This is a genomic window from Amycolatopsis sp. NPDC051373 (genome assembly GCF_040689465.1).
Classification (GTDB): Bacteria; Actinomycetota; Actinomycetes; order Mycobacteriales; family Pseudonocardiaceae; genus Amycolatopsis.
The window spans coordinates 164649-186605 of record NZ_JBFBAE010000022.1 but is presented as its reverse complement, the minus strand read 5'-3'; the positions used below and the strand labels follow the sequence as shown (position 1 = coordinate 186605).

The window sequence follows — 21957 nt, the reverse complement described above, 5'->3', positions numbered from 1 at the left end:
CCTGCTGAAACGGACCGGAAACGGCTGGGCCATCGCCCTCTACCAAGTCTCCAAACTCGACCCGGACACCACCGGCGAAGACCCCGAGGGCCAGTCACAGCTGAGACCTGACGGCGCGACCGGAAGCTCCGCCCGACCGACCGCGCTGCTCCTCGAGCCGACCGTTCGCCGCGGGCGCATGCGGGCGGTCGGCCTTCGCGGACCATCCTTCCGAAAAATATAGGCGGTCTTTACTAAGCAAGCCGCAGTCCGACTTTCGGATCACATTGATGATAAAAATGTGCCAACTGGCACAGCTTTGCAGCATCTATCAAGCGGGCGGGAAGCTGCTCGGCATGGATACAAGTGAGCATTCCAGGGTCGACATAGGTACCCTCGAACCTCGACACAGAACGGATGGGGTAGCGACTGCAAAAGACCTTCGAAAGCATGGCGAATTCGTGAGCCTCGGTGGCCCACTGACACGTTCTCGACGCTAGTCGCGTTCAGGATCAGGTACTGTCGACGCCTTTACCGGTCCAGCTCCCGAACGCCTTGACGACGGCTACGTCGCAAGTGGTGGTCGTGACCGCCGAATTCCTCGTCCGAACAGGGCGGCCGCTGACGCGACGAGGCAATATCCAGCCGCGCCCGAATATCTGGAATCGTAACTGGATCAACCGCAAACGGCGGCTCCAGACGATGAGTCGTGCCCGCACTGAGGGGGATGGGTTGGTCGCTCAAACCTGTGGGTCGAGGATCTCAAGCGCCCAAGGGGAGCGCGCCGCGTTTTGTGCCAACCAGCAGTACCCGCAAGTGTCTCGCGGGGAAGCATTTCCGTGGCCCATCTGGTAGAAGGAAGATATGAAATTTGGGATCTCCACGTTTGTAACCGACGAAGGCATCCGCCCCACAGTGCTGGGAGAGGCACTGGAGGAGCGCGGATTCGACTCGTTGTTCCTCGCTGAGCATTCGCACATTCCGGTGGACCGGAAGAGCCCGCACCCCCGCTACGACGAGCTCCCGCGCCACTACTACCGCACGCTGGACCCGTTCGTGGCACTCACCGCAGCCGCGGTAAACACGTCGAACCTCGTGCTGGGCACGGGCATCGCGCTACTCGTCCAGCGCGACGTGTTCTACACGGCCAAAGAGGTCGCCTCGCTGGACCTCGTGTCACGCGGCCGGGTGGTATTCGGTGTCGGCGTGGGCTGGAACCGCGAAGAGACGGAGGACCACGGCATCGACCCGAAGACCCGCGGTGCGCGGATCGACGAGCAGATCGAGGCGCTCAAGGTGATCTGGACCCAGGAGCAGGCCGAGTATCACGGCAAACACGTGAACTTCGACCCGATCTTCGCCTGGCCCAAACCCGTGCAGACCCCACACCCGCCCATCTACATCGGCGGCGGGAGCCCGGCCGCGCTGCGCCGGCTCGCCCGCCACGGCGACGCCTGGCTGCCAACCCAGCAAACCTCCGCCGACGAAATCCGCCGCGTCCGCGAATGGCTCGCCGAGCAAGGCCGCACCAACGTACCGTTCACCGTCTTCGGCGACGGCTCCACAGACACCGACGCGATCAAGCGATTCGACAAAGCCGGCGTCGAGCGCTACACATTCCTGCTACCCACAATGCCCGAAGCCGACACGATCACCGCACTCGACAACCTCGCCCGACTCGCGTCGGACCACCGATGAACCGAGACTCAACGAGCGCATGAAGTTCAAAAACCTCAACTCGCCACGGACGAGGGCCTCACTCCCACGCGCACACATCCCAGCACGCCCAGAGGGAGGCGGGCTCGTGCGCTGGCCGGTGCACGCATCGGCCAGCACGGATCAGACTGAAAAGTGAAGCTGGCATATTGCCATTCGAGGCGCGAGCCGGATTGATCGCCAAGACCGACGACAGCATCTTCATGATCCGGCGCTGGTTCGGTTTCTGGCTGTTGGGGACGACGGACACGAGATGGGCGCACGCTCGCGACGACCCCGCAGCCAATCGCGCCGACATCGACTATCTGCTCGACCAGGCGAACCGTTGGCTGCGGCGGCCGCTGCGCGACGCGGACGTGGTCGGGGTCTACGCCGCTACCGCTGGTGGGGGACGCACTGTCCCCCCTCGGAGACCGAAAGACTGCCGATCCTGGGTGCCTCGGGTTACCCCGCGTTGCTCAACCAGCGGCGCGCGCTGGCGGCGGAGGCAGGGTTGACCGAGCCCCTGATCAACCATCTCCTGGGCCGGTACGGCACGCTCACGCTGGACCTTCTCGACCTGATGGCCGACCGGCCCGAGTGGGTTCGGCCGGTGAAGGGTGCGCCGAACTATCTGACGGCGGAGCTCCACTACGCCGCCCGGAACGAAGGTGCGGTGCATCTCGACGACGTGCTGGAGCGGCGCACCCGAATCTTCATGGAGACGCCCGACCGAGGGCTGGCTGCCGCGCCGTACGTGGCCGAGGTACTGGCCGAAGAACTCGGCTGGGACGACGACCGGCGAGCCGCGGAGGTGGCGCCGTATCAGTCGGCGCGGGAGGCCGACCGGCGCGCGCTCGCGGCGGCCTCCGACGACGACGCGGTGAACGCGCGCCGGGCCATGCGGAGCTGACCCGGCCCGGATTGGCGCATGCAGGATTGCGGGCGATGGCCTCTCGCGTTCGGCCCGGTCGAAGCTGGATTACCGTCTGTTTGAGGTTCACGCTGGCGGATTGCCCTCAGCCGAAGTAAGAACCGATCGTTGACTGACGCTGATAGGACAGTGAACGTAGAGGAGGGTGTAAGCGGTTGTTTCCGCTGCGCGACTACAACCACACATCGCGCTGGATTGCAGCCCGGACGAGATCAACGAGGGTGTACATGCAGTGAGGCCTGGGCGCGCTCGCCTCCCCCACAAACGTACCCACGAAGCGTCCGCGATGAACGGTCGCTACCTCGCGACGCAGTTCGAGTTAACTTGCCGGCTGATACCCGATACCAGACGCACAGATATTTCTTAGAGACACCGGTCAACACGCATATGAAAGGTGGAGTGCGGCGTCGCATGACGGACTACTTGGACGAACCAGACCGTACTGGCCCTGGCGGTAGGCCTCGCGACGCCGCCTTGGATGGGGCAATCCTCCGGGCCACCCGCCGACGGCTGGTTGTGGACGGCTATTCCAAAATGACCATCAAAGACATCACTGCCGATGCCAAGGTCGGTCGGAACACTCTGCGTCGACGGTGGAAGAACAAGTTCGACCTGGTTGTGGACGCCCTGGACTACGGTTTCCGCACGCAGGGCAACTTATCCGCGGTTGATCTGGATCGCCTTGAGCCAATCGACGCGCTCATAGAAGCCGTCCGCTATGTCGACCCCGCTAGCTATAGCGCCGACGCCATGATGCTGATAGGGAACCTCGCCGCCGAGTCCATCCGCACGCCAGAGTTAATGAATATCCTGCGCGAGCACGTAGTCCGACCACGCGTGGAATTCATTCAAATCGTGCTGACACAGCTGCGGGCGAGGGGCGCCGTCAGAGCCGACATCGACGTCCACACCATCTCGACATTATGCTTCGGCTCCTACTTTGCGAGCTACTACCGCGGCGAGATGGACGCACATATCCCTGAAGACGTTGTCACTGTTCTGTGGCCGACGATCGCTGGCCGTCGAACGAGCGCAAATCGGCGCTCGACCGCACGGGCCGGGCGCGACGGGTAGTCGGCCCGCCAAAGATCGCGACCCGCCTGACCACACGCGGCTGCACGAGTTGGTGAACCGGGTTGCTCGGCATCCCGCAGAAGGACCGCAGCGTGTTCTGGGGCTGGGCCCAGCAAAATCAACGATGCCCAAATCGGCGACGGGCGTTACCAGGCGCGGGCGGAAGCCGCCGAATACCTGACCGCGTTGATCGAACGCAAGCGTGCGAACCCCGGGGCAGAACTGCTCTCTCCGAACTCGTCGCGGTGTCCGATGAGGACGGTGATCGGCTGAGCGCGGACGAGCTGGTCTCCACTTCGGTGCTGCTGTTGATCGCCGGGCACGACACGTCGGTGCACCTCATCGCCAACGCCGGGCTGCGCATGCTGACCTCGCCGGACCAGCTCGCCGCCTTGCGCGCCGATCTTTCGTTGGTGGACAACGTCGTGGAAGAGGTGCTGCGGTTCGAGTCCCCGGTGAACATCCTGCCGACGCGTTTCGCCGGTTCGGCGTTCGAGCTGGCTTACGTGACCATTCCCGAGAGCGAGACAGGGCTGCTGTCGGTGCTCTCGACCAACCGCGACGCGTCGGTGTTCCCGGACCCGGACCGCTTCGACATCACCTGATCGGCCGCCGGCGAGCACAGTCGTACACCCGAGAAGCCGGGCCCTCCCCGCGTGCCCGCAGCAGCCGAAAATGACGGCTCACGCCGCCGGGCGCCGGCCCCTCGTTGCCACCACGCCGAGCGAAGCGAACCATAAACTCGGTCGTGTCAGCTTCTCCTTCCACCGCCCGACCGTCTCGGGGTCGAGGATGTCGCCGCCGGCGCGTTCGGCCAGCTGGTCAAAGGTCAATGCCAGCCATTCCGTCCCGAGCGAACCGCCTTCGGAGAATGGAACTTCACATTCGACTCCGACCTCGGTGAGGCCATAGGAGACAGCCAGCCGGGGTAGCTTGCGGCCGTAGTCGACGTCGGCAGCACTCGCGAGGAGGTCGCGTAAGGTGCGCATGGCGCGAGCGTGGTCAGGATCCTCGTCAACGACACCGCTGGAGAACATGTCGCCCTCCTCGAGCAGCAGCCATCCGCCCGGACGCAGGGCCGCCACGAGTCGGCCGACGATCTCGTCGCGTTCGGACAGATGGTTGAGCAGCAGGCGGGCGTGCACGACGTCGAACGCGACCTCGGGCAGCGGGTCGAGGCGAACGTCGGCTTGGCGCACCTCGACGTTCGCGGGCAGGTGGTGCAGGCCGCGGATGTCGAGGTCCACCGCGCTGACGTACCCGGTTGGACCCACCTGCTCCCCCATCCAGCGCGCGATCGATCCCGCACCTGCTCCAACCTCGAGGCACGCCCAGCCGGGAGCAAGCCCTAGTGAGCTCAGGCGCCGCCGGGTCGTCGGGTCGTAGGTAGCCTCCAACCCCTTGAGCCTGCGTTGCGCGCATTCCCACGCGTTGGTCAGCGCGTAGTCAGTACTCATTCTTACCTCCGTCAATCGATCTTCGACCTACTTCAGCCTTCCGTAGCGAGCGCCCAAAAAACAACTATTTGTCGCGTGATACTGCTCGCCAGGGCCGAAATTCCACCCCAAATTCACTGCTCGACGTCGTGACGATTCCGGTTCCCTGCCCCTTAGGCGGCTCGCTCCTGCGGAACCAGTGCTCGGTCATTTCCGCAGGAGCGAACTGTCAAGCACGCCGTGTCCGCGCCAAGTCGTCAGGAGTGGGGGTCGTTGACCTTGAGCGGGTCTCCGATGTCGGACACGAACACGACCAGCAACCGCGCGCGGGCCGTCTGGCTGGTGTTCTGTGTGAGGACGTGGTGGGTGCCCGGCTGCTCGACCCAGTTCTGGCCTTGGTGGAAGGTGGTGATGGGCTTGTCGTCGAGTTGGCTGCGCACGGTGCCTTCGAGCACGTATGCGTAGACGAACGCCTGGCCGTGCCGGTGCGGCGCAGCGACCGCGCCGGGTGGGAAGTCGACGATCGCCGAGGTGAACGTCTTGCCCTGTACGTCCGGCAGCGCCTGCTGGATCAGGGGGGTCAAGGATTCGGCGGGCGGCTTTGCTCCCGCCGTGTCCTTCGGGTTCGGGGCCATCGAGGTGGCGGCGGCGGGCTGGTCGGTCGGCTCGTCGGCAGCGGTGCAGGCCGTGACTCCGGCCAGCACCGAGAGCGCCAGGGCACTTGCGGTGATCCGCTTTGCGATCATGAGGGAGTCCTGTTCAGTCTTCGGTGATTCGGATAATCGTCTTGCCGGGCGTGCGCACGCCCGAGGTGAACGCGGCGCGTGCCTCGGCAAGTGGCGCTACAGTGCCGATGATCGGTTTGAGGCGTCCGGCGCGCACGCGTTCGGCGAGGTCGGCGAGCCGGACACGGTCTGGTTCGACGACGAAGAACACGGCTCGCCCGTCGGCGGGCTTGACTTGGGGTGGCATCGCGATCGTGACGAGCGTGCCGCCGGCGCGCACCAGCGCGGCCGAACGGGCGAGAACGTCGCCACCGATCACGTCGAACACCACGTCGACCTCACCGACGTCTTCGAGCCGATCGGACTGCACATCGAGAAACGCGTCGGCGCCGAACTCGAGCACCCGCTCCCTGTCCGCGGCCCGGCCCGTGCCGATCACCTTTGCCCCGGCCTCCCGGGCCAGCTGCACTGCGATCGACCCGACACCACCGGCGGCACCGTGGATGAGCACTGTCTGACCGGTGCCGAGCCGGCCGTGGTCGAACAGGCCCTGCCACGCGGTCAGCCCGGAGATCGGCAACGCGGCGGCCACGATGTGGTCGACTTCCGCGGGCAGCGGCGCGAGATTCCGCGCTTCCACCGCGGTGTATTCGGCGAGCGAGCCGTCGCGCGCCCAGTCGGCCATCCCGAACACCCGCTGCCCGATGCTCAGGCCGGTGGTGCCGTACCCCAGCTCGGTGACGACACCCGAGAGCTCGTGACCGGGCACGCTCGGCGTCCGGTCGCGGCCCGCGCGGTCGGTCCAGGTGGCCGGCCAGCTCAGCTCCCCCGGCGTGAAGCCGGCGGCGTGCACCCGCACGATGACGTCGTTTTCGGCAGCGTGCGGGTAGGGCAGCTCCACCGGGGTGAACCCGGCGACGCCCGCGTCGCGGTCTCGCACAGTGATGGCTCGCAATGACAGATCCTTCCTTGCTCTCCGGGTGCATGATCATCAGTGAGACGAGGCAGCCCCGCAAGATGTGACCGGGATCGGATCGCCGGGTAAGAAGCTCGGAGCCCGGGGACGCCGTGTACATGGTCAACGAATCAGGAGGAAACACGAATGCTTAACGGTGACGAGCACGTCCGCCTCTACGAGGAGATCGACGGCGCAGTCGGCCACGACTGGCAGCCGGGGGTACCGGCGCTGGTCCTGATCACCAAGGGCCGCAAGAGTGGTGCGGACCGCAAGCTCGCGCTGATCTACCAGGAGGTGGACGGCAACCCGGTAATCGTGGCGTCCAACGGGGCGCCCCGAAGCACCCGAGCTGGTACCTCAACCTGCAGGCCGATCCCCACGTCAGCGTGCAGGTGAAGGCCGACAAGTTCACCGCCCGCGCCCGCACGGCCGTCGGCGACGAGCGCGCGAAACTGTGGGACAAGATGGCCGAGGTGTGGCCGCACTACAACGAGTACGTGAAGAAGACCGACCGCGAGATCCCCGTGGTGGTGCTCGAACGGGTGTGAACACGAGGAAACGCGTGGCCCCGCCCTCGTTCGCGGTTCCGTGATTTCGCCGGTGGTCGAGGACGCCTTGTCGCAGCAAGCGGGCTTCGAGTCGCGCTCGGCCCGATATCGACCGGACTCCGGGGCGGAAGGCAGTGGAGGTTTGGCAGCCTTCCGCCACATGCGCGTCGAAATGGCGACGGGATTCTCCCTCAGGCCGCCTCCACGAGTATCCGAGGTATCAGACGCCGATTCGGCCAGGAGGTCGGGATGTTGTGGCTCGGCGGCACAGATCGGTCGCGTTGTCAGCCTTCTTGATCTTGGCGAAGCGGACGTAGCGTTCGGCGTTTCGGCCCCTGGCCCACAGCGGAGAGGAACACGCGGGTTTCGACCCAGCGGCGTCTCACTTGCGTGCTTCACCATCGACAGACGGAGCCCGGGACAGCCCCATGTCCGACCAGGTCCCGCCAGTTCCCCGTCTTCGCCGACGAGATACCGTGCCGCCGCCGTCAGCAACAACTCATCCTTCAACACTGCCGACAGGAACTGGACCTTATCGTCCAGAAACACCGGTCAGGCCGATTTCTGCGGTCTGCTCACTCAGGCCGAGGGCTCCCGCGGTAGCGCTGGCGGCTCGTCGAGGAACCGCAGGTGACATGCGGTCATCGTGTACGCGCTGTTCGCGGACTCCCGGGTCCGTGAGCCGTCTTGCGGGCCCGTTCGCCTCGCCATCACCGCGGCGAGCGCGTCGCACCAGCCCTGCAGTGGCAACGCCCCGCCCCGGAATGTGGGGCTGCGCACTCGTCCCCGACATACGTCACACGCAGATCGCCTTCCACGTCGTGGAACTGACGAGGGAGTGCGTACTCGCAGCCCGGCAGCTGTGGGGCCAGTACGGACCGGTCCTTCCTCGACAGCGCACCAGGCGTCCCCCAAAGCACCCCACTCAGGTTCGCCATCAGTCCACGCCTCGGGCGCCAACGCGAGCCGCGTCTGCATATCCAGCTCGGCCAGAGTGTGCACGTAGATCTGCGTATTGGTGACGGACCGATGTCCCAGCTGTGGTCGTACCGAACCGAGAGGATCCCCAATCACCTGCACGTACTGCCCTGGTCTGGCCTCGTCCAGTGTCCCCGTGGCTGTCAGATGGCTGCGCTGCAGCTGCGCCAGTGTGATCACCGCGAACGAGTGCCGCAGCATACGGGCGTGCACTACGGTCCGCAGGCCAGCCATCCGGCGTCGGCCGTTCGCCTCGGCGAACATCTTCTTCAACCGGGCCACCGACAGCAGCAAGCGGTGTTCGCCCAGCCGCAAACGCGACGGGTCGGGTCCGGCGCCACACCGTTTTCCGGTTCACTGAGCGCAAATCGCATACCTGCGACGATGGCGCTCCGGCCGGTGTGGACTACACCCCCTCGACGGCAGGACGGAGAGGTTCAGGAGCGCGGCGTGTACGTCCGGTGCCGGACTCGCCTGGCTCTCAGGAGCAAGCACCACGTCGGACCGCACGAGGCTCCAGTCGGGTCGCCGAGGTCGCGTCCGCGGTTCCGGGATCGCGACGATCGCGTTGCGGGCTCGGACCCAGCCGCTGTCGGATGCAAACCTGACGCACGCGCTGGAGGAGAACCTCGCAATCGTCCCGGCCGTCGCGTACCTCAGGGGCTGACGCCACTGCTGCCTCTGCTCGGCTGCGCGCCGCCTTGCTGCCGCCGCAGCGATACGGCCGCATGGCGCTCACCAGCTACCTCACGCACGCGGGTTCTCGGCCTCGCGGTGGTGGGCGCGATTGCTTCGGCGTGGACGATCCCGACGGCGCTGCTTCGGACGTTGTGCGTGCCGTTCTCGGTGGCGCAGCTGGCGTTCAGCCACCCGTGGCTCTTGCGCTTCGCTACGGACCGGGCGAATCGTTGTAGCGCGCCAGGACGTATTGGACGCCGCCCGCCGGGCGGGTGCGCTGACGCAATCAGGCCCGGCCCGCGCTGCGGACCGGGCCTTGACGAGGCGATCAGGCTGGCGCACCGGCACCCGCAAGGACGTGCAGGGCCTCCGCGCCCTGCTGCCGCAGGGCCGGCAGCAACGGCCGCACGGGTTCGGGCAGCCCGGACAACACGACGTCGACCTCTTCAGGAGTGCCGACCTGGTCGAAGAAGCCGACCATCAAGTGCGGCGCGACCGGCGGGGCCGTGGCGATCACGTGCTGGGAGAACTTTGCCCAGGACTCGGCGGGCAGGTGCTCGCGCAGAGCAGGGAAGAGCACCGGCTCCTCATGCTCAAGATGCTGGTGGATGAGGTCGCGGACAGCGACTGCCGTTCCGTGCAGCGCGGCGCGGTCGTCGTCGCTCTCGAGCGGCACGGCGGCCAGGGCGTCGAGCTTGCGGTCGAGTTCGTCGTGTTCGTCGCCGAGGTCCGCGAGGCCCTTGCCCGCGTCCGGGGCGACGGCCGTGATCAGCGGCCACAGCTCGTCGTCCTCGGACTCGTGGTGGTGGTGCAGGTTCTGCACGAGAAAATCGCGCAGCTCGGCCAGCGCTGACAACGGCACCGCCCGATCGGCGGCAGCGTCGCTCAGCAGCGTGGTGGCGCGGCGGTGCAGGTCGTGGGTCAGGCGGGTCTCAACGACCGCCACGACGTCAGTCAGGGCTTCGCTCATGGCCTCCACTGTGCTGAGTACAGGGCTCTCCAATCAATCTGATTGCCCCTTCGAACCGCACGTCTGCCCGCTCGACACCTGCGCTGACCTTGGTGAACCGTTCACTGCGGGACCCGTCGACCACGGACGGCGGATCTTTCTGGCGCCGCGCACGAGGTGCACGCGATCGGCGCCATCACGGGACAGGCCCTTCTCTCGCCGGTGACGGCCCGATCTTCGTCTCTACCATCATCGGCAAGGCTGCCGGCACCGATGTCAGGATCGGGGAACGAAGCCTGCATGCCCGAGCACGCGGAGAACCGAAAGTCGGCCAGCGGGATTCCTCGCCCTCTCCGGGGCCGGCGCCGCGGGGCTCGCCGCGGGCGCCACCCGCCTCGGCGGGCGCACCACCCAGCCGGCGCCGCGGAGACCCAGCACCTCCTCGGCGCACGGCACGAAGACGCGCTCACCGACCCACTGCCGGTCCGGCCTGCTGAGGTGTCCGCCAGCACGTTCGTTCGTGCCCTTCGGCGACTACCCCGCACCGCGGCGCCGGACGCGCGACGCCGACTTGAACGCGTGGAACGCTGTGAGCCTGGCGGGACCGTCGGTCGGAAGGCTCCCCTGCTCCATCACACGTGACGATCCGGCTCCGTGACGGCAGCAGGCGGGTGTCATTCGTCCTGTGACGATCATCATTCCCGCCGCCCGAGTCCGGGAAACCGTTGCGCGCTGCACCGAGACCGGCGGAAGGGAAATACGCGACAAATAACCCCAGAACGACGCGAAACTTCGGACCGCAGCGGGTTCAGCAGTGACCTCGCTGTGATCTACACCTCGATCACGGGTCCACCGTGTTCAACACTCGATGAGATTGAAATCGATCCGGGCACTCTACGCCGACATATCGACTCGTCCACCGTGTTGCCACGCCAGCCCTGCCTGCCAACTCCGGATCCACTACCCGTCTTACCCGGTTGTTGATCTCCTTCTGGACTTCATGGTCCCGTCTTGCTAGGAAGGTAGTTGAAACTTTGACAGCTAGCACCGGCCGCCGCACCGCTGAATCGGCCACCCTCACTTCGGAAGGAAAAAGTCTCATTCAGAGTCTCAGGCGTCGCTCGTCAAGTGTTTATTGAATAGCCAATACGATAAAGGGCATGCAGGGTGATCTTTCCTCGCAATTTCTGACGCCCTTGGTTTGAGAAATAATTGGTGATCAGCGTGATGCGATATCTACTTCTACATGCAAATAGTACCTCTTATCAGACGACGCCGTTTGAGCTGGTCGCCGACGCCCCGGTGGACGGATTCGGCGCGGAAACGAGCAGTCAAGTAGACGATCCGGGAGTCAACGTGGTTCTAGCGCGCTATGCCAAGCTCGAGGATACTTTGGGCCGATATGAGCCAAGGTCGACGGTTCTTAATCGGCGTCCTGGGCCGACGAAAAACGTGCGTTCGCCACTTGAGGGCCGCTCGGCGACCGCCACCCACGCGGCCGGTGGTGACCCCGATTGGGATCAGTGTTCGGCACGCCGCGCTGGCGGTTCCCGAACTACACCAATCCTGACCAATCCCGCATTTTATCAACGGGTGTGACCGACTCTGCGCTGAGTGCTCGAGTTTTGGCATGAGACGAATTTGCCGCCGAAGTAGAAGCCTAGCGTTTTCGTTGCTTGATCGAATATGCGGACGCGTTGCACGCACGCGATCGAAACGATACTTCGTGGATCCCTTTGATGTCGATCGCCAAGAAGTTTTAACCAAAATCTGATCCTGCAAGGAAACCGGCAGGCCGAAGTGCACGCACTCGCTTCCGCCGCCTTCACAGGCGCTCTGTGATCGGCAGGGAGCTGATCGATGATAAGGCTGTTGCATTCAGGGAAATCACATCCTTCCGTCTCCTGGCAAGAGACAACCTGAATGCCATGATTGGGCGAACCAGCAGATCAGCTGGCGGCTCGCCGCCACCCAGCCTCAATCGCGACGTGACGCGTCGCTACCGCGGCTGGGAAGTCAACAATAACTCGAGGTCCTGGCCAGGACCTCGAAGTTTGAACATGCGTCGGTTCTGGGTGCCCGCCCTTGCGTGGCGCGCGAGGTCGACGAGAGCAGTTACGCGCGTTGAACCCCGAAGTTCACCCCTCATGTCAACGGTCTCTACGAATTGACCCCCGGGCAGGACTCTGAAAGTTGACCCCCCGTGCTGGTGCCGACAGGGGGCGAGCCAGGCTCGACGCGGCCGCGCGGCTCCCGCCATAGACGGCCGCCGCACCAAGTCCGGCCGATTCGGCAGCGACCGCCCGAACGGCGCCGAGGCTGGATCTAGGGATCTCCATAACAACCGCCCCGCGCCCGGTGACTTCGACAGTCCAGGCTCTGGCCCGCCCCGGAATCGGCATGGTGGAGTGTCTTCTTCCATGCGCTCTTCCCGGCCGGCTCGGTTACTGGAGCCCCAAGGCTGCCGGACCTATCGCCAGGATCGAGCGACGGCCTCGGGGCGTGTACTGCGGCGCTGTGGCGTTCCGCCAACCCGGAAAGGTCTCGCCCATGAGGTCCTCCGTTGGCATCCGCAGCCTCACGATCTCGACCCGCCCGGGTTACGCGGCGCACGAGACCGGGGCGGTATCACCTGGTCGTCGGAACCGGACGCCGAGTGGGACGAGCTGTGGACGAAGACCGCTGTCCCCGACAGATCGGCACCTCCTTCCTGACACAGGAACCGCCCGGCCCACGTCGGGCCCACAACATCCTCGCCCTGCCAACCCCAGCCGACAGAGGAGAGAGAATCAGTCCTTCGTGAGTTGGCTCCGGACCTCGTGGTCCCGCTCGAGGCTCCAGATGGCGGGAGCCTTGCCGTCGAGTTCCTCCCACACGCGCTGGACGTCGAAGACCATCGCGGGCTCGAACACTGGCATGCCACCGTAGTCCGGAAGCAACTGTTCACGAGCGGCCCGGTGAGCGTCCCTGATATCGCCGCCGGCGTTCTTCACGTTCTCCACGGCCCTGAACAGCCTGGTGATGAAGTCCCTGGTGAGGTCGATCGCGCGCTGGGCTTCAGCCTTGGTGTGTGCAATCTGGCCACCGCCGCCGACCAGCACCTCGACATCCAGTTCGGCGATCTTGTCCAGGGTACCGGTCATCCAGTCGCGATGGTAGGCGTCGCCGCTGTAGACGACCGAACCGTTCTCCACCATACAACCCGTGAACAGGACCTTCTGTGAGGGAACATAGGCGACGATGTCGCCGGAGGTGTGGCCCTTGCCGAGCCAGGACAGCTCCACCGTGCCGCGGTTGCCGCCGAGGTCGATGCTGAGGTTCCGGTCGAAGGTCATCGTCGGCCACGTCAGCCCCGGGATCTCCTCGTGCCCGTCGAACGACCAGGGCAGGCGGCCGAGCTCGACGTCCCAGTCCTCTTTCCCACGCTCGGCGATGAGGCGCGCGGTCTCAGCGGACGCCACGATCTGCTCGGCCTGGAATGCTGTGGCGCCGAGGACCCTAACGGCGTGGTAGTGCGACAGCACCAGGAACTTGACCGGCTTGTCAGTGTGTTGGCGCAGCTCCTCAAGCCACCGCCGCGCCATCAGCGGCGTCGCACGCGCATCGAACGCTACGAGGAAGTCCTCGCCTTCGATGGCACCGACGTTGTTGTCACTCTCGGTGAGAGCCCAAATGCCGTCTCCAATGGACTCCAGAGCCTCGGCCTTCGGGGCGGTGTCGCCGGCAGAGGCAAATGGCTTTGACACGTGTGGCTCCCTCGCTGAGTACTGGCTGTAGCAGATTAGGTCGCTTCAGAGAATGAGCGCCTTCGGTGAGCAGCTTCTTACCTCGAGTCCTCCGGGGGGCCGAACCGGCTGCCTCGGCCTCCACTCCGGCGGCCCCACCCGCCTGGTACCGCAAGGCGGCATCCGCCGACTGGTGCTCACGGTTGAGGCGGGTGCGCACCGGCTATTCCTAGCTGTTGCGGGTCGTGACGTTGGTGTCGGCTGTCTGGGCCTGAGGCGAGGGACGGGTCTTTCGGCGGCAGGATGGAAGTGCGACCAACACATCCGCCGAGAGAAAGACCCGTCCGTGCACCACCGTAATGCTCCGCTGTCTGTCGAGGGCCGGCGCAGGCTCGTCGCGCGCTGCCAGACCCGCCCGATCGCCCACGTCGCCGCCGAGATGGGGATCTCCCCTCACTGCGCATCCAAGTGGGTCAACCGCTGGCGCCGCCACGGCGAGACAGGCCTGCTCGACCGGCCCAGCGTGCCGCACCACCAGCCCACCGCCACTCCCGCCGAAGGGGTAACCCGGATCGAGCAGCTGCGCCGGCAGCAGAAGTACTCCGCCCGCCGGATCGCCACCGAACTGGCCGCCGACGGCATCACCATCTCGGTCCGCACCGTGGGCAGGCACCTGCACCACCTCGGGCTGAACCGGCGTCGGTTCCTCGCCCGACCGGCGCCACCAATCGGGAGCCACGGCGGATTATCGCCCGCTGGCCCGGGCACATGATCCACCTCGATGTGAAGAAGACCGGCCGGATCCCCGATGGCGGTGGCTGGCGCGTCCACGGCAAAGGCAACGACCAGGACCGGCTGGTCGCCCGGGGCAAAACCCGAGGCCAGCGGGCCCGCTACACCTACCTGCACTCCGCCGTCGACGGCTACTCACGCCTGGCCTACACCGAAGGTGCCGTCCGCGATGTCAGCGCGGGAACGATGTCAGTCGCGTCGCGGGCTCAGCAGTGTCGAACCGCATCACCAGCCACGGCAGGTCTGCCGGTGTCGCCGGCGCGGGTGACGGGTCGAGGTCGGGCTCGCACACCGGCAGGGGGCCGAAGATGCTCTCGTTTGTCGACGTTATGAGGCTCGCAGAGTCGCGACTCTGGCGGTGGTGATCTGACGGGTTTGTGGATAACCACGAGCTTTCCACAACCTGCCGAAGTGGGCTTGACGGTCGAGGTCGGCGGCCCTGGCACCTTCAGTCGGCGCGCGGGTTCGTGTTCCCCGTGGCCAGCGCGACGAACGGTCGAAGGCCATCATGATTCAGGGCCTTGATCGACGATCACCGGCAAGCCGAGGTCGACCGGAGCGCGGGCTGGCGTTCACGAGGTTCGGTCGAAGCTGACCAGTTTGCGCGCGGCTTCGTTCAGCCTGATCTGCAGGCCGTTGTCGCCGATCTGCGCGCGGCCGCTGTGCTGCTCGCCGATCGGCGATCGGCGATCGGACGTCCTGCGCCGGCTGGTGTTCTTCGAGAGCCGCACCGAGCAGTTGCACGGCGTCGGCGACCCGCTGCTGCCCTTCCCGGTCTTCGAGGACGCGCCGCCCGGGGACACGCGGATTCGCGGGGCCGCGTGACCGGGCGTGTGGTCGACGTCGCCGTGATCGGCACTGGAGTGGTCGGGCTGGCGGCCGCGTACGAGCTGCTCGCCCGCGGCCTCACGGCCGGCCGTGCTGGGGCCACGCCCTGCCGCCGCGCCGGGCCAGCGCGACGGCCGGTGCGATGCTGTCACTGTTCTCCGAGGTCGACGCCGACCAACCCGACGCGCGGGCCGAGCTGCAGGTCAGCCAGCGGCTCAAGAGCTTCACGCCGTACCTTGCGTGGCTCGCCGCGCTCGCGCGGGGCCCGCACGACCTCAGTGGTCGGACCCCGGCTGTTCGCTCGGTCGGTCACGGCGGACGGGGAGAGGCCGTGTTCTTCTCCGGGTTGGCCATTTACAGCACGCCTCACCAACGGACCTGTCGATCGGAGTTTCGCAGGCGACTGGCGCAGACGAGGTCTGCTACCCGAACCCCACAAGCCAGATCAGGCGGACTCCGACGTCAGGCCCTCACGGACGGCAAGGAGCGCTGCCTGGGTCCGTGAGACAACCCCCAACTTGGCGAACAAGTTGCTGACGTGCGTGCGGGCGGTGCGTTCACTGATCTGCAGCTTCTGCGCGATCTGGATGTTGGACTGCCCGGCCGCGAGGTGGATCAGCACCTCACGTTCACGCGGCGTCAGTCCGTCGAGGCCGGCGCCATCTGGTTCGACTGGATCGGTCAAGCTGCGGGTGACCGCGGAGTCCAGATACAGCTCGCCGCGAGTCGCGGCCCGCACCGCCGCGACGATCTCGTCGGACCCCGCATCCTTGAGGAGGTAACCGGACAGGCCGGCATCGATGGCCCGCCGGACGTTCGCTATCTCACTGAAGCTGGTCATGATCAGGATCTTCACTCTGGGATACCGCGCAGTGATCAGACTTCCGACCTCTATCCCGTCGACACCCGGGATGACCAGATCCATGAGGATTACATCCGGTAGCCGGCCCTCCTGGGCCAGTTCCGCCAGGCGCCCCAGCGCGTCCGCCCCATCGACGGCCTCGCCCACCACCGAGAACCCGGGAACCGCGTCAGCATACGAACGCAGGCCGGCCCTGACCACCGCGTGGTCGTCGACGAGCATCAGCCGGATCTGCTCGGAGGGCGGCTCGTTCACGGTTCCTCGCCCGTCGGGTCGCTCGGCTCCTGCCATTCGATCTCGGCGGCTCCCTCAGTGGGGCGTGCCCTGCTTCCGGTGTCGGCAGGGCAGAACTCGAGACGTACGAGGGTGCCGTTGCCGGGAGCTGTCACGATGGTGAGTTTCCCCCCGAGCCGCCCTGCGCGCTCGCTCAGCGAGATCAGACCCACATGGCCGGGGAGAGAACTGCGTTCTTGGAATCCCACCCCGTCATCCGATGTCTCGATGACCAGGAGCGTTCGAGATTCCTCGCGACGTTGCGCGAATCGAATCACCGCGTTCTTCGCCCGGGCATGCTTGGTGACGTTGTGGTACGCCTCACGAATGAAGTACCACAATTCCTCCTGTTGGTCGGGAAGCAGGTCCATCTCGCCGACTTCGTCGACGACCTTCACCGCGAGGTCGGTGTCGCGACTCGTCGCCGCGACCCACTCGCGGATCGACATCACCACGGACCTCTCCTTGGGCTGAGGTAGCCGCAATTCCGCGATCATCGCACGGAACGACTTCACCACCGACTGGGACAGATCTACCACCCGGGCGGCGTCGGCACGGATCTTGGCCACCGCCTCGGCCCCGGAGGCCTCGTTGGTGAGCCCGATGGCCCGGGCGTGCATCGACAACGAGAACATCTCTTGCACGATGGAGTCATGCAGATCACTGGCCAACTTACGGCGCTCTTCCATCGCCGCGCGGGCGCGGCTGTCGACGATCATCCCTGCGTGGTCGATGGTCACCGCGGCCTGGTCCGCGACGGCCGACAGGAAGTAGATCTCGTCGGGATCTGGGTTCCGCCCGGGCGGATAGAAGGCACTCAGGTAACCGAGCACGCCGTTGTGCGAGATCAAAGGCGCGGCCACGAAGCTCTCCCAGGAGATCGCCTGATGGATCGACATGATCGGCGCCCACGAAGGATCGTTGCGAAAGGTTTCCCAGCGACGGGATACGACGACGGGCCTGCGTTCCGCTATGGCATTAAGGGAGACCATTTCGGCGCCGAGAGCCTCGCACTGGATGAGCCGGTCGCGCAATTCATCCGCAGTTCCGGGTAGACCCGACAAGGCACCGATGGGCAGTGCGCTCCGGCCTGCGTCGCTGAGGCGGATATGAACGGCCGCAAGTCCGGCCAACTGCCGAACCTCGCTCGCCAATGCCGCGAGAGTGTCGGGCAGCGAACCCGATCCCGCCAGGGTCGCCGCCACCCGCGACATTGCATGAAAACCTCGATCAACAGCCATCATCGCCTGCCGCATTGACTGACAAGAGAGCCAAAGTTCCGATCTCCTCCCGCGGCAGGGCAACCTCACCACGCTGAGTGGACCTTGAAGGTTACCACGCCAAATGTCAGTGGACCCCGGAGACCAGATCGGATCTGTGACCGGCTGGTTGCGTGACGTCATAAATCGAGCACGAGCTTGGGACACGCGGCTCGAGAAACACAGATCATCATCGTCTTGCCTTCTTCGCGTTCCTCATCCGTGAGGATGGAATCGAGATGTTCCGGCGTCCCGGAAAGCACTTTCGTCTCACAGGTCCCGCACATACCCTGCTCGCACGAATAGGGAGGCCGGGCCCCGGCGCGTTCGACCGCCGCGAGAATGGTCTCGCCGGGCGATACCGTCACCGTACCGCCTGTCCGGGCCAGCTCGACCTCGAACGACTGGTGGTCTGCCGGATCGGGTACCGCCTTCGGGACAAACCGCTCCAGCCGCAGCGAGCCGGCCGCCCAGTTCGCACACCGGTCCTCGACGGCGAGCAGCAAGGGTTCTGGCCCACAGCAGTAGACGAGTACGTGGTCGGCCGGAGCCCCGAGCCACTCGTCCAGGTCGAGTCGGCCGGTCTCGTCTTCAGGGCAGACGACGACCTTGTCCCCGTACTTCGATACCAGCTCGGATCTGTACGCCATCGACGCGCGGGTGCGCCCGCCGTACACCAACCGCCACTGAGCGCCGGCCTCCTCGGCCGCGGCGACCATCGGCAGGATCGGCGTGATCCCGATACCGCCGGCGATGAACAGGTAGCGCGGCGAGGGCAGCAGCGGAAAGTTGTTCCTCGGCCCCCGAACTCGCACCGAGGCGCCTTCGGCCAGCCGATCATGGACGTACGCGGACCCGCCGCGCCCGTCGGGCTCGCGCAGCACCGCGACCCTCCACTCGTCGCGCGCCGGGCGACCGCAGAGGGAGTACTGCCGCACGAGCCCGTCATCGAGGAGAAGATCCACGTGGCTCCCGGCTTCCCACGCGGGAAGACCCTCTCCCGACCGGCTCGACAGCACCAGCTCTACGACACCCTGGGCGACGACGGTCCGCTTCCGCACCACAAGGTCGAGTTCGACCTCTCGCCGCGTCGTGTCCATCTCAGGCACCGTTCAACTCCACATCGTTGTCACTTCCGAAGGCCGGCCGACCAGCGAAGGTAGGACGGCCTTCGGAAGCGATGGTGGTTCGATCAATCAGTGACGTTCGTCGGGACCAGCGTCTGCCACGGGACCCCCTGGGCGATGATTCCCGATCCGGCGGTGAATTTGGCCCAGTCAACGGAACCGTCGAGGCCTTCGGGATCGCCGCCGGCCTCGACGCGGCGCGCCGCGTCGATCAGCAGGCGGCGCATGCGCACGACCGCGATGTCCGCCGCGACGAGGTGCTCTTTCGACCGGTCGACGATGGGTTCCATCGAATCGGTCACCAGTGCGTCCTGGGGAATGAGGCCGGCCACGCCCGAGAACGAGGTGCCCGCCACCATCGCCTCGCGATCCTGCTTAGGATTCAGGGTGTAGTCCGGCGCTTGGACATCCTCGAGGCTTCGCCACTTCAGCCATTCCGCCTTGTCGATCGGCTTGGCCGGATCGCCCGTCACCACGTACGTGCAGGTGTGCGTGTCGTCGATCGGGACGTACATGAAACCCAGGTTCATCGGGGGGATCAGCGCCTGGAACGGCATGATGAACGGCGTCACGCGAACGTAGGACTGACCTTCGTGCTCACCCTTGAGCTTCCGGATCGCCGCATAGTGGAAGCCGAACTTCGTGTCCTCGACCTCGAGTACCGGAGCGTCGTCGGTCGTCGGGAAGCGGTCCCGGCCAATACCCTCCGGGTCGTATTCACCCGTCCGGGCGAGGGCGATCTCGGTCTGATGGAGCAGGCCGACATGGGACGAGTCGATCTCTCCCTCGACCCCCTGGATGAAGTTGCCCTTGTGCACCATCTTCGTCGTCGCCAGGTGTCCCGGCGGCACGTTCATCCACACGTAGCTCGGCGGCGGAGGCTGCTTGTCCGCCGGGCCCAGGTACACCCACACAATCTGACCGGCCTCGTGCACCGGGTGAGCCGGCGCCCGCAGCCGGTTTCGGAACCGTGAGTCGGGGAGGTTGGGTGTCTCCTGGATCGACCCGTCCACCCCGAACTTCCACCCGTGGTACAGGCAACGGATACCGCAGTCCTCCACCCGGCCGATCGCCAGGGAAGCGCCGCGGTGCATGCATTTCTCATCCAGCACGCCGACGGTTCCAGAGGAATCACGGAACACCACGAAATCCTCGCCGACCAAGCGGAACTTCCTCGGGGGTCCGTCCGGCTCGGCCACGTCACTCGAGAGGCAGATCGGGAGCCAGTACCGGCGCAGCAGCGCACCCATCGGCGTGCCCGGCCCGACCCGGCAGAGATACGCGTTCTCCTCAGCACTCAGCATTGAGACTCCTGTTCCGGCGTTCCCGCCCACGTGATGGCCGTCTTGTCGCCCTCGAGCGAGCGATCGACGACAACATCGAGATCGAGCAGTACCAATGGATTTCCGCGGGACACTTCGAAGCGCTTCACCAGCGCAACGGATTCGTACCCGGAGGGACTGACGCGCAACTCCGACGGCTTCGTCCACCCGTCTCGGTAACCGTTGAGGATCGCAATGCACGCGTCATCCAGCAGATGGACGATCGATGTCAATTTGAGTCCCTCCTATCACCTACTGGATCGAACCTACGGCGCGCTCGTGGACGCAGCAATCGGTCTTTCCCCCCAGAGCGCACTAGGTCATTCGACATACTGCCTACGTCATCTGACGTAGACGATCGATTGTTCGCCCACCCCTTGCGGCAGCGCAGACCGCAGATCCCCCGGGAAATCTGAACCGTGCATTGACACCGACAGTCGTGACGCTTCAGAATCACGCAACTCGGCCGGTCCCACCAATGCGCCGGCCGAGTACGGCACTCTTGGGAAAGCCGGCTCCGGCGCGAGGAACGCCCTGGCTCTGCTGTGCAAATCGCACGGTGCCAAATATGTTCACGGTTCGTCAGTGGCCAGGTGCGTCCGGCACGCCACCCTGAAAACCCAGTCCGAGAGGCACAGCATGACCGTCCTGCACTATCGCGCAGCCGGCGCAGGCAGCGCGCCCCCATTGATACTCGGACCGTCCCTCGGCACCTCGCTGGCCGTGTGGGAGCCGCAGGCGGCAGCCCTGGCTCGTGGCCGCCAGGTGATCCGGTACGACCTACCAGGGCACGGCGGCTCCCTCGCCCGACTACTACCCGCCGTCCCCACTGTCGGTGACGTCGCCGGTCTCGTCCTCGCTCTCGCCGACCGACTCGGCATCGACCGCTTCGCGTACTCCGGGATCTCTTTCGGCGGCGCCGTCGGCATGTGGCTGGCCGTCAACCACCCCGAGCGCGTCACCTCGCTGATGCTCATCTGCACCTCGGCCCGATTCGGGGAGCCCGGCGGCTGGCGCGAACGGGCACACCTCGTCCGAACCGAGGGCATCGGTCCTGTTGCCGACACCGCAGCCGGCCGATGGTTCACCCCATCCTTCGTGGACGATCCCGCGGCCCGGAGGATGGTGGCCGACCTACGGGCCACCGACGCCACAGCCTACGCCGCGAGCTGCGACGCGCTGGCCTCGTTCGACCTCCGTGCCGAACTGGGCCGCATTACCGCGCCCACCCTGGTCGTAGCCGGTCGCGAAGACCTCGCGACACCGGTCGACCACTCCCGCCTCCTCGCCGACCGGATCCCTGGAGCGAGCCTCACCGAGGTGGCACACGCAGCGCACCTCATCACGGTCGAACGTCCCGGCTCCGTACTGACAGCGCTGCGCAGCCATCTCGACAACGACACCGAGGCACGCGACTGGGCTGCCCCCGGTGACGACGGCTCCCGCTATGCGGCCGGCATGGCTGTACGCAGGGTCGTCCTGGGCGACGCCCACGTGGATCGGGCGATCGCCCGGACCACCGAGTTCACCTCCGTCTTCCAGGACTTCATCACTCGCTACGCCTGGGGGGAAGTCTGGACCCGTCCCGGCCTCTCGCGAACAACCCGCCGGTGCATGACCCTGACAGCAATGATCGCCAACGGCCATCACGAGGAACTCGCCATGCACATCCGGGCCGGACTACAGGACGGACTCACTCCCGTCGACATCCAGGAAGTCCTGCTGCAGTCGGCCATCTACTGCGGAGTTCCCGCGGCGAACACCGCGTTTTCCATTGCCAATAAAATTATCCAGGAATACGACAACTGATCCGAT

The 21957-nt window shown here is 65.9% G+C and carries 17 protein-coding genes and 2 pseudogenes; 8 read left to right on the top strand and 11 right to left on the bottom strand.

What is annotated here, in order from left to right:
• From AB0383_RS34900 to AB0383_RS34880, 5 genes are all read left to right on the top strand, one after another.
• Nucleotides 1-223, top strand: a 223-nt coding sequence (locus AB0383_RS34900; RefSeq protein WP_366189558.1) for a hypothetical protein, incomplete at its 5' end; no start/stop codon positions are given.
• A gap of 620 nt (nt 224-843) precedes the next feature.
• Nucleotides 844-1677 (top strand): LLM class F420-dependent oxidoreductase, encoded by an 834-nt coding sequence (locus AB0383_RS34895; RefSeq protein ID WP_364188718.1) that lies wholly within the window; start codon nt 844-846, stop codon nt 1675-1677.
• Between the two features lie 271 nt (nt 1678-1948).
• The gene (locus tag AB0383_RS34890) at nt 1949-2587 is read left to right on the top strand and encodes a glycerol-3-phosphate dehydrogenase C-terminal domain-containing protein (protein WP_366189557.1); all 639 of its coding nucleotides are present in this window, start codon (nt 1949-1951) and stop codon (nt 2585-2587) included.
• A 408-nt stretch (nt 2588-2995) separates the two neighbouring features.
• Complete coding sequence (locus AB0383_RS34885) at nt 2996-3682, top strand: TetR/AcrR family transcriptional regulator C-terminal ligand-binding domain-containing protein (protein ID WP_366189556.1); 687 nt, start codon at nt 2996-2998, stop codon at nt 3680-3682.
• Nucleotides 3683-3774: 92 nt separating this feature from the next.
• Entirely contained in the window at nt 3775-4287 is a 513-nt protein-coding gene (locus AB0383_RS34880; RefSeq protein WP_366189565.1) for a cytochrome P450, read from the top strand.
• Between the two features lie 78 nt (nt 4288-4365).
• On the opposite strand, the gene AB0383_RS34875 is transcribed toward AB0383_RS34880, so the two are convergent.
• The 3 genes from AB0383_RS34875 to AB0383_RS34865 all read right to left on the bottom strand — a co-directional run bounded on the left by AB0383_RS34875 (nt 4366) and on the right by AB0383_RS34865 (nt 6798).
• Nucleotides 4366-5139 (bottom strand): methyltransferase domain-containing protein, encoded by a 774-nt coding sequence (locus AB0383_RS34875; RefSeq protein ID WP_366189555.1) that lies wholly within the window; start codon nt 5137-5139, stop codon nt 4366-4368.
• A gap of 236 nt (nt 5140-5375) precedes the next feature.
• Nucleotides 5376-5864, bottom strand: coding sequence for a cupin domain-containing protein (locus AB0383_RS34870; protein WP_366189554.1), 489 nt, complete (start codon nt 5862-5864; stop codon nt 5376-5378).
• A gap of 13 nt (nt 5865-5877) precedes the next feature.
• Nucleotides 5878-6798: an NADP-dependent oxidoreductase gene (locus tag AB0383_RS34865; RefSeq protein WP_364188732.1), complete on the bottom strand. Its 921-nt coding sequence runs from the start codon at nt 6796-6798 to the stop codon at nt 5878-5880.
• A 147-nt stretch (nt 6799-6945) separates the two neighbouring features.
• On the opposite strand from AB0383_RS34865, the pseudogene AB0383_RS34860 reads away from it, so the two are divergent.
• Nucleotides 6946-7349 (top strand): annotated as a pseudogene (locus AB0383_RS34860) (nitroreductase family deazaflavin-dependent oxidoreductase).
• 1984 nt (nt 7350-9333) lie between these two features.
• On the opposite strand, the gene AB0383_RS34855 reads toward AB0383_RS34860, so the two are convergent.
• A complete protein-coding gene (locus tag AB0383_RS34855) occupies nt 9334-9975 on the bottom strand; it encodes a hemerythrin domain-containing protein (protein ID WP_366189553.1) in 642 nt (213 codons plus the stop codon).
• A gap of 2768 nt (nt 9976-12743) precedes the next feature.
• On the bottom strand, nt 12744-13700 hold the full coding sequence (locus tag AB0383_RS34850) for an MBL fold metallo-hydrolase (protein WP_364188744.1): 957 nt from the start codon (nt 13698-13700) through the stop codon (nt 12744-12746).
• A 325-nt stretch (nt 13701-14025) separates the two neighbouring features.
• Between AB0383_RS34850 and AB0383_RS34845 the strand changes: the two are divergent.
• Nucleotides 14026-14627, top strand: a pseudogene (locus AB0383_RS34845) (leucine zipper domain-containing protein); the annotation flags it as partial.
• A gap of 416 nt (nt 14628-15043) precedes the next feature.
• Here the strand turns inward: AB0383_RS34845 and AB0383_RS34840 are convergent.
• The 6 genes from AB0383_RS34840 to AB0383_RS34815 all read right to left on the bottom strand — a co-directional run bounded on the left by AB0383_RS34840 (nt 15044) and on the right by AB0383_RS34815 (nt 20375).
• Nucleotides 15044-15451: a hypothetical protein gene (locus AB0383_RS34840; RefSeq protein ID WP_366189552.1), complete on the bottom strand. Its 408-nt coding sequence runs from the start codon at nt 15449-15451 to the stop codon at nt 15044-15046.
• Nucleotides 15452-15744: 293 nt separating this feature from the next.
• On the bottom strand, nt 15745-16416 hold the full coding sequence (locus tag AB0383_RS34835; RefSeq protein WP_364188750.1) for a response regulator transcription factor: 672 nt from the start codon (nt 16414-16416) through the stop codon (nt 15745-15747).
• A complete protein-coding gene (locus tag AB0383_RS34830) occupies nt 16413-17639 on the bottom strand; it encodes a GAF domain-containing protein (protein ID WP_366189551.1) in 1227 nt (408 codons plus the stop codon). Before AB0383_RS34830 ends, AB0383_RS34835 begins: the two co-directional genes overlap by 4 nt.
• A 194-nt stretch (nt 17640-17833) precedes the next feature.
• A complete protein-coding gene (locus tag AB0383_RS34825; protein ID WP_366189564.1) occupies nt 17834-18793 on the bottom strand; it encodes a PDR/VanB family oxidoreductase in 960 nt (319 codons plus the stop codon).
• 92 nt (nt 18794-18885) lie between these two features.
• Nucleotides 18886-20124, bottom strand: coding sequence for a Rieske 2Fe-2S domain-containing protein (locus AB0383_RS34820; protein WP_366189550.1), 1239 nt, complete (start codon nt 20122-20124; stop codon nt 18886-18888).
• Nucleotides 20118-20375, bottom strand: coding sequence for a hypothetical protein (locus AB0383_RS34815; RefSeq protein WP_366189549.1), 258 nt, complete (start codon nt 20373-20375; stop codon nt 20118-20120). The genes AB0383_RS34820 and AB0383_RS34815 overlap by 7 nt, the downstream gene beginning before the upstream one ends.
• A gap of 406 nt (nt 20376-20781) precedes the next feature.
• Between AB0383_RS34815 and pcaD the strand changes: the two genes are divergently transcribed.
• The gene (pcaD, locus tag AB0383_RS34810) at nt 20782-21951 is read left to right on the top strand and encodes a 3-oxoadipate enol-lactonase (protein ID WP_366189548.1); all 1170 of its coding nucleotides are present in this window, start codon (nt 20782-20784) and stop codon (nt 21949-21951) included.
• Nucleotides 21952-21957: the final 6 nt, after the last annotated feature.

Excerpts from the sequence above, each read along its gene's own strand:
- pcaD (WP_366189548.1), top strand. The coding sequence starts at position 20,782 with ATGACCGTCCTGCACTATCGCGCAGCCGGCGCAGGCAGCGCGCCCCCA.
- AB0383_RS34825 (WP_366189564.1), bottom strand. The coding sequence starts at position 18,793 with ATGGACACGACGCGGCGAGAGGTCGAACTCGACCTTGTGGTGCGGAAG.
- AB0383_RS34885 (WP_366189556.1), top strand. The coding sequence starts at position 2,996 with ATGAAAGGTGGAGTGCGGCGTCGCATGACGGACTACTTGGACGAACCA.
- AB0383_RS34870 (WP_366189554.1), bottom strand. The coding sequence starts at position 5,864 with ATGATCGCAAAGCGGATCACCGCAAGTGCCCTGGCGCTCTCGGTGCTG.
- AB0383_RS34820 (WP_366189550.1), bottom strand. The coding sequence starts at position 20,124 with ATGCTGAGTGCTGAGGAGAACGCGTATCTCTGCCGGGTCGGGCCGGGC.
- AB0383_RS34895 (WP_364188718.1), top strand. The coding sequence starts at position 844 with ATGAAATTTGGGATCTCCACGTTTGTAACCGACGAAGGCATCCGCCCC.
- AB0383_RS34855 (WP_366189553.1), bottom strand. The coding sequence starts at position 9,975 with ATGAGCGAAGCCCTGACTGACGTCGTGGCGGTCGTTGAGACCCGCCTG.
- AB0383_RS34890 (WP_366189557.1), top strand. The coding sequence starts at position 1,949 with ATGGGCGCACGCTCGCGACGACCCCGCAGCCAATCGCGCCGACATCGA.
- AB0383_RS34875 (WP_366189555.1), bottom strand. The coding sequence starts at position 5,139 with ATGAGTACTGACTACGCGCTGACCAACGCGTGGGAATGCGCGCAACGC.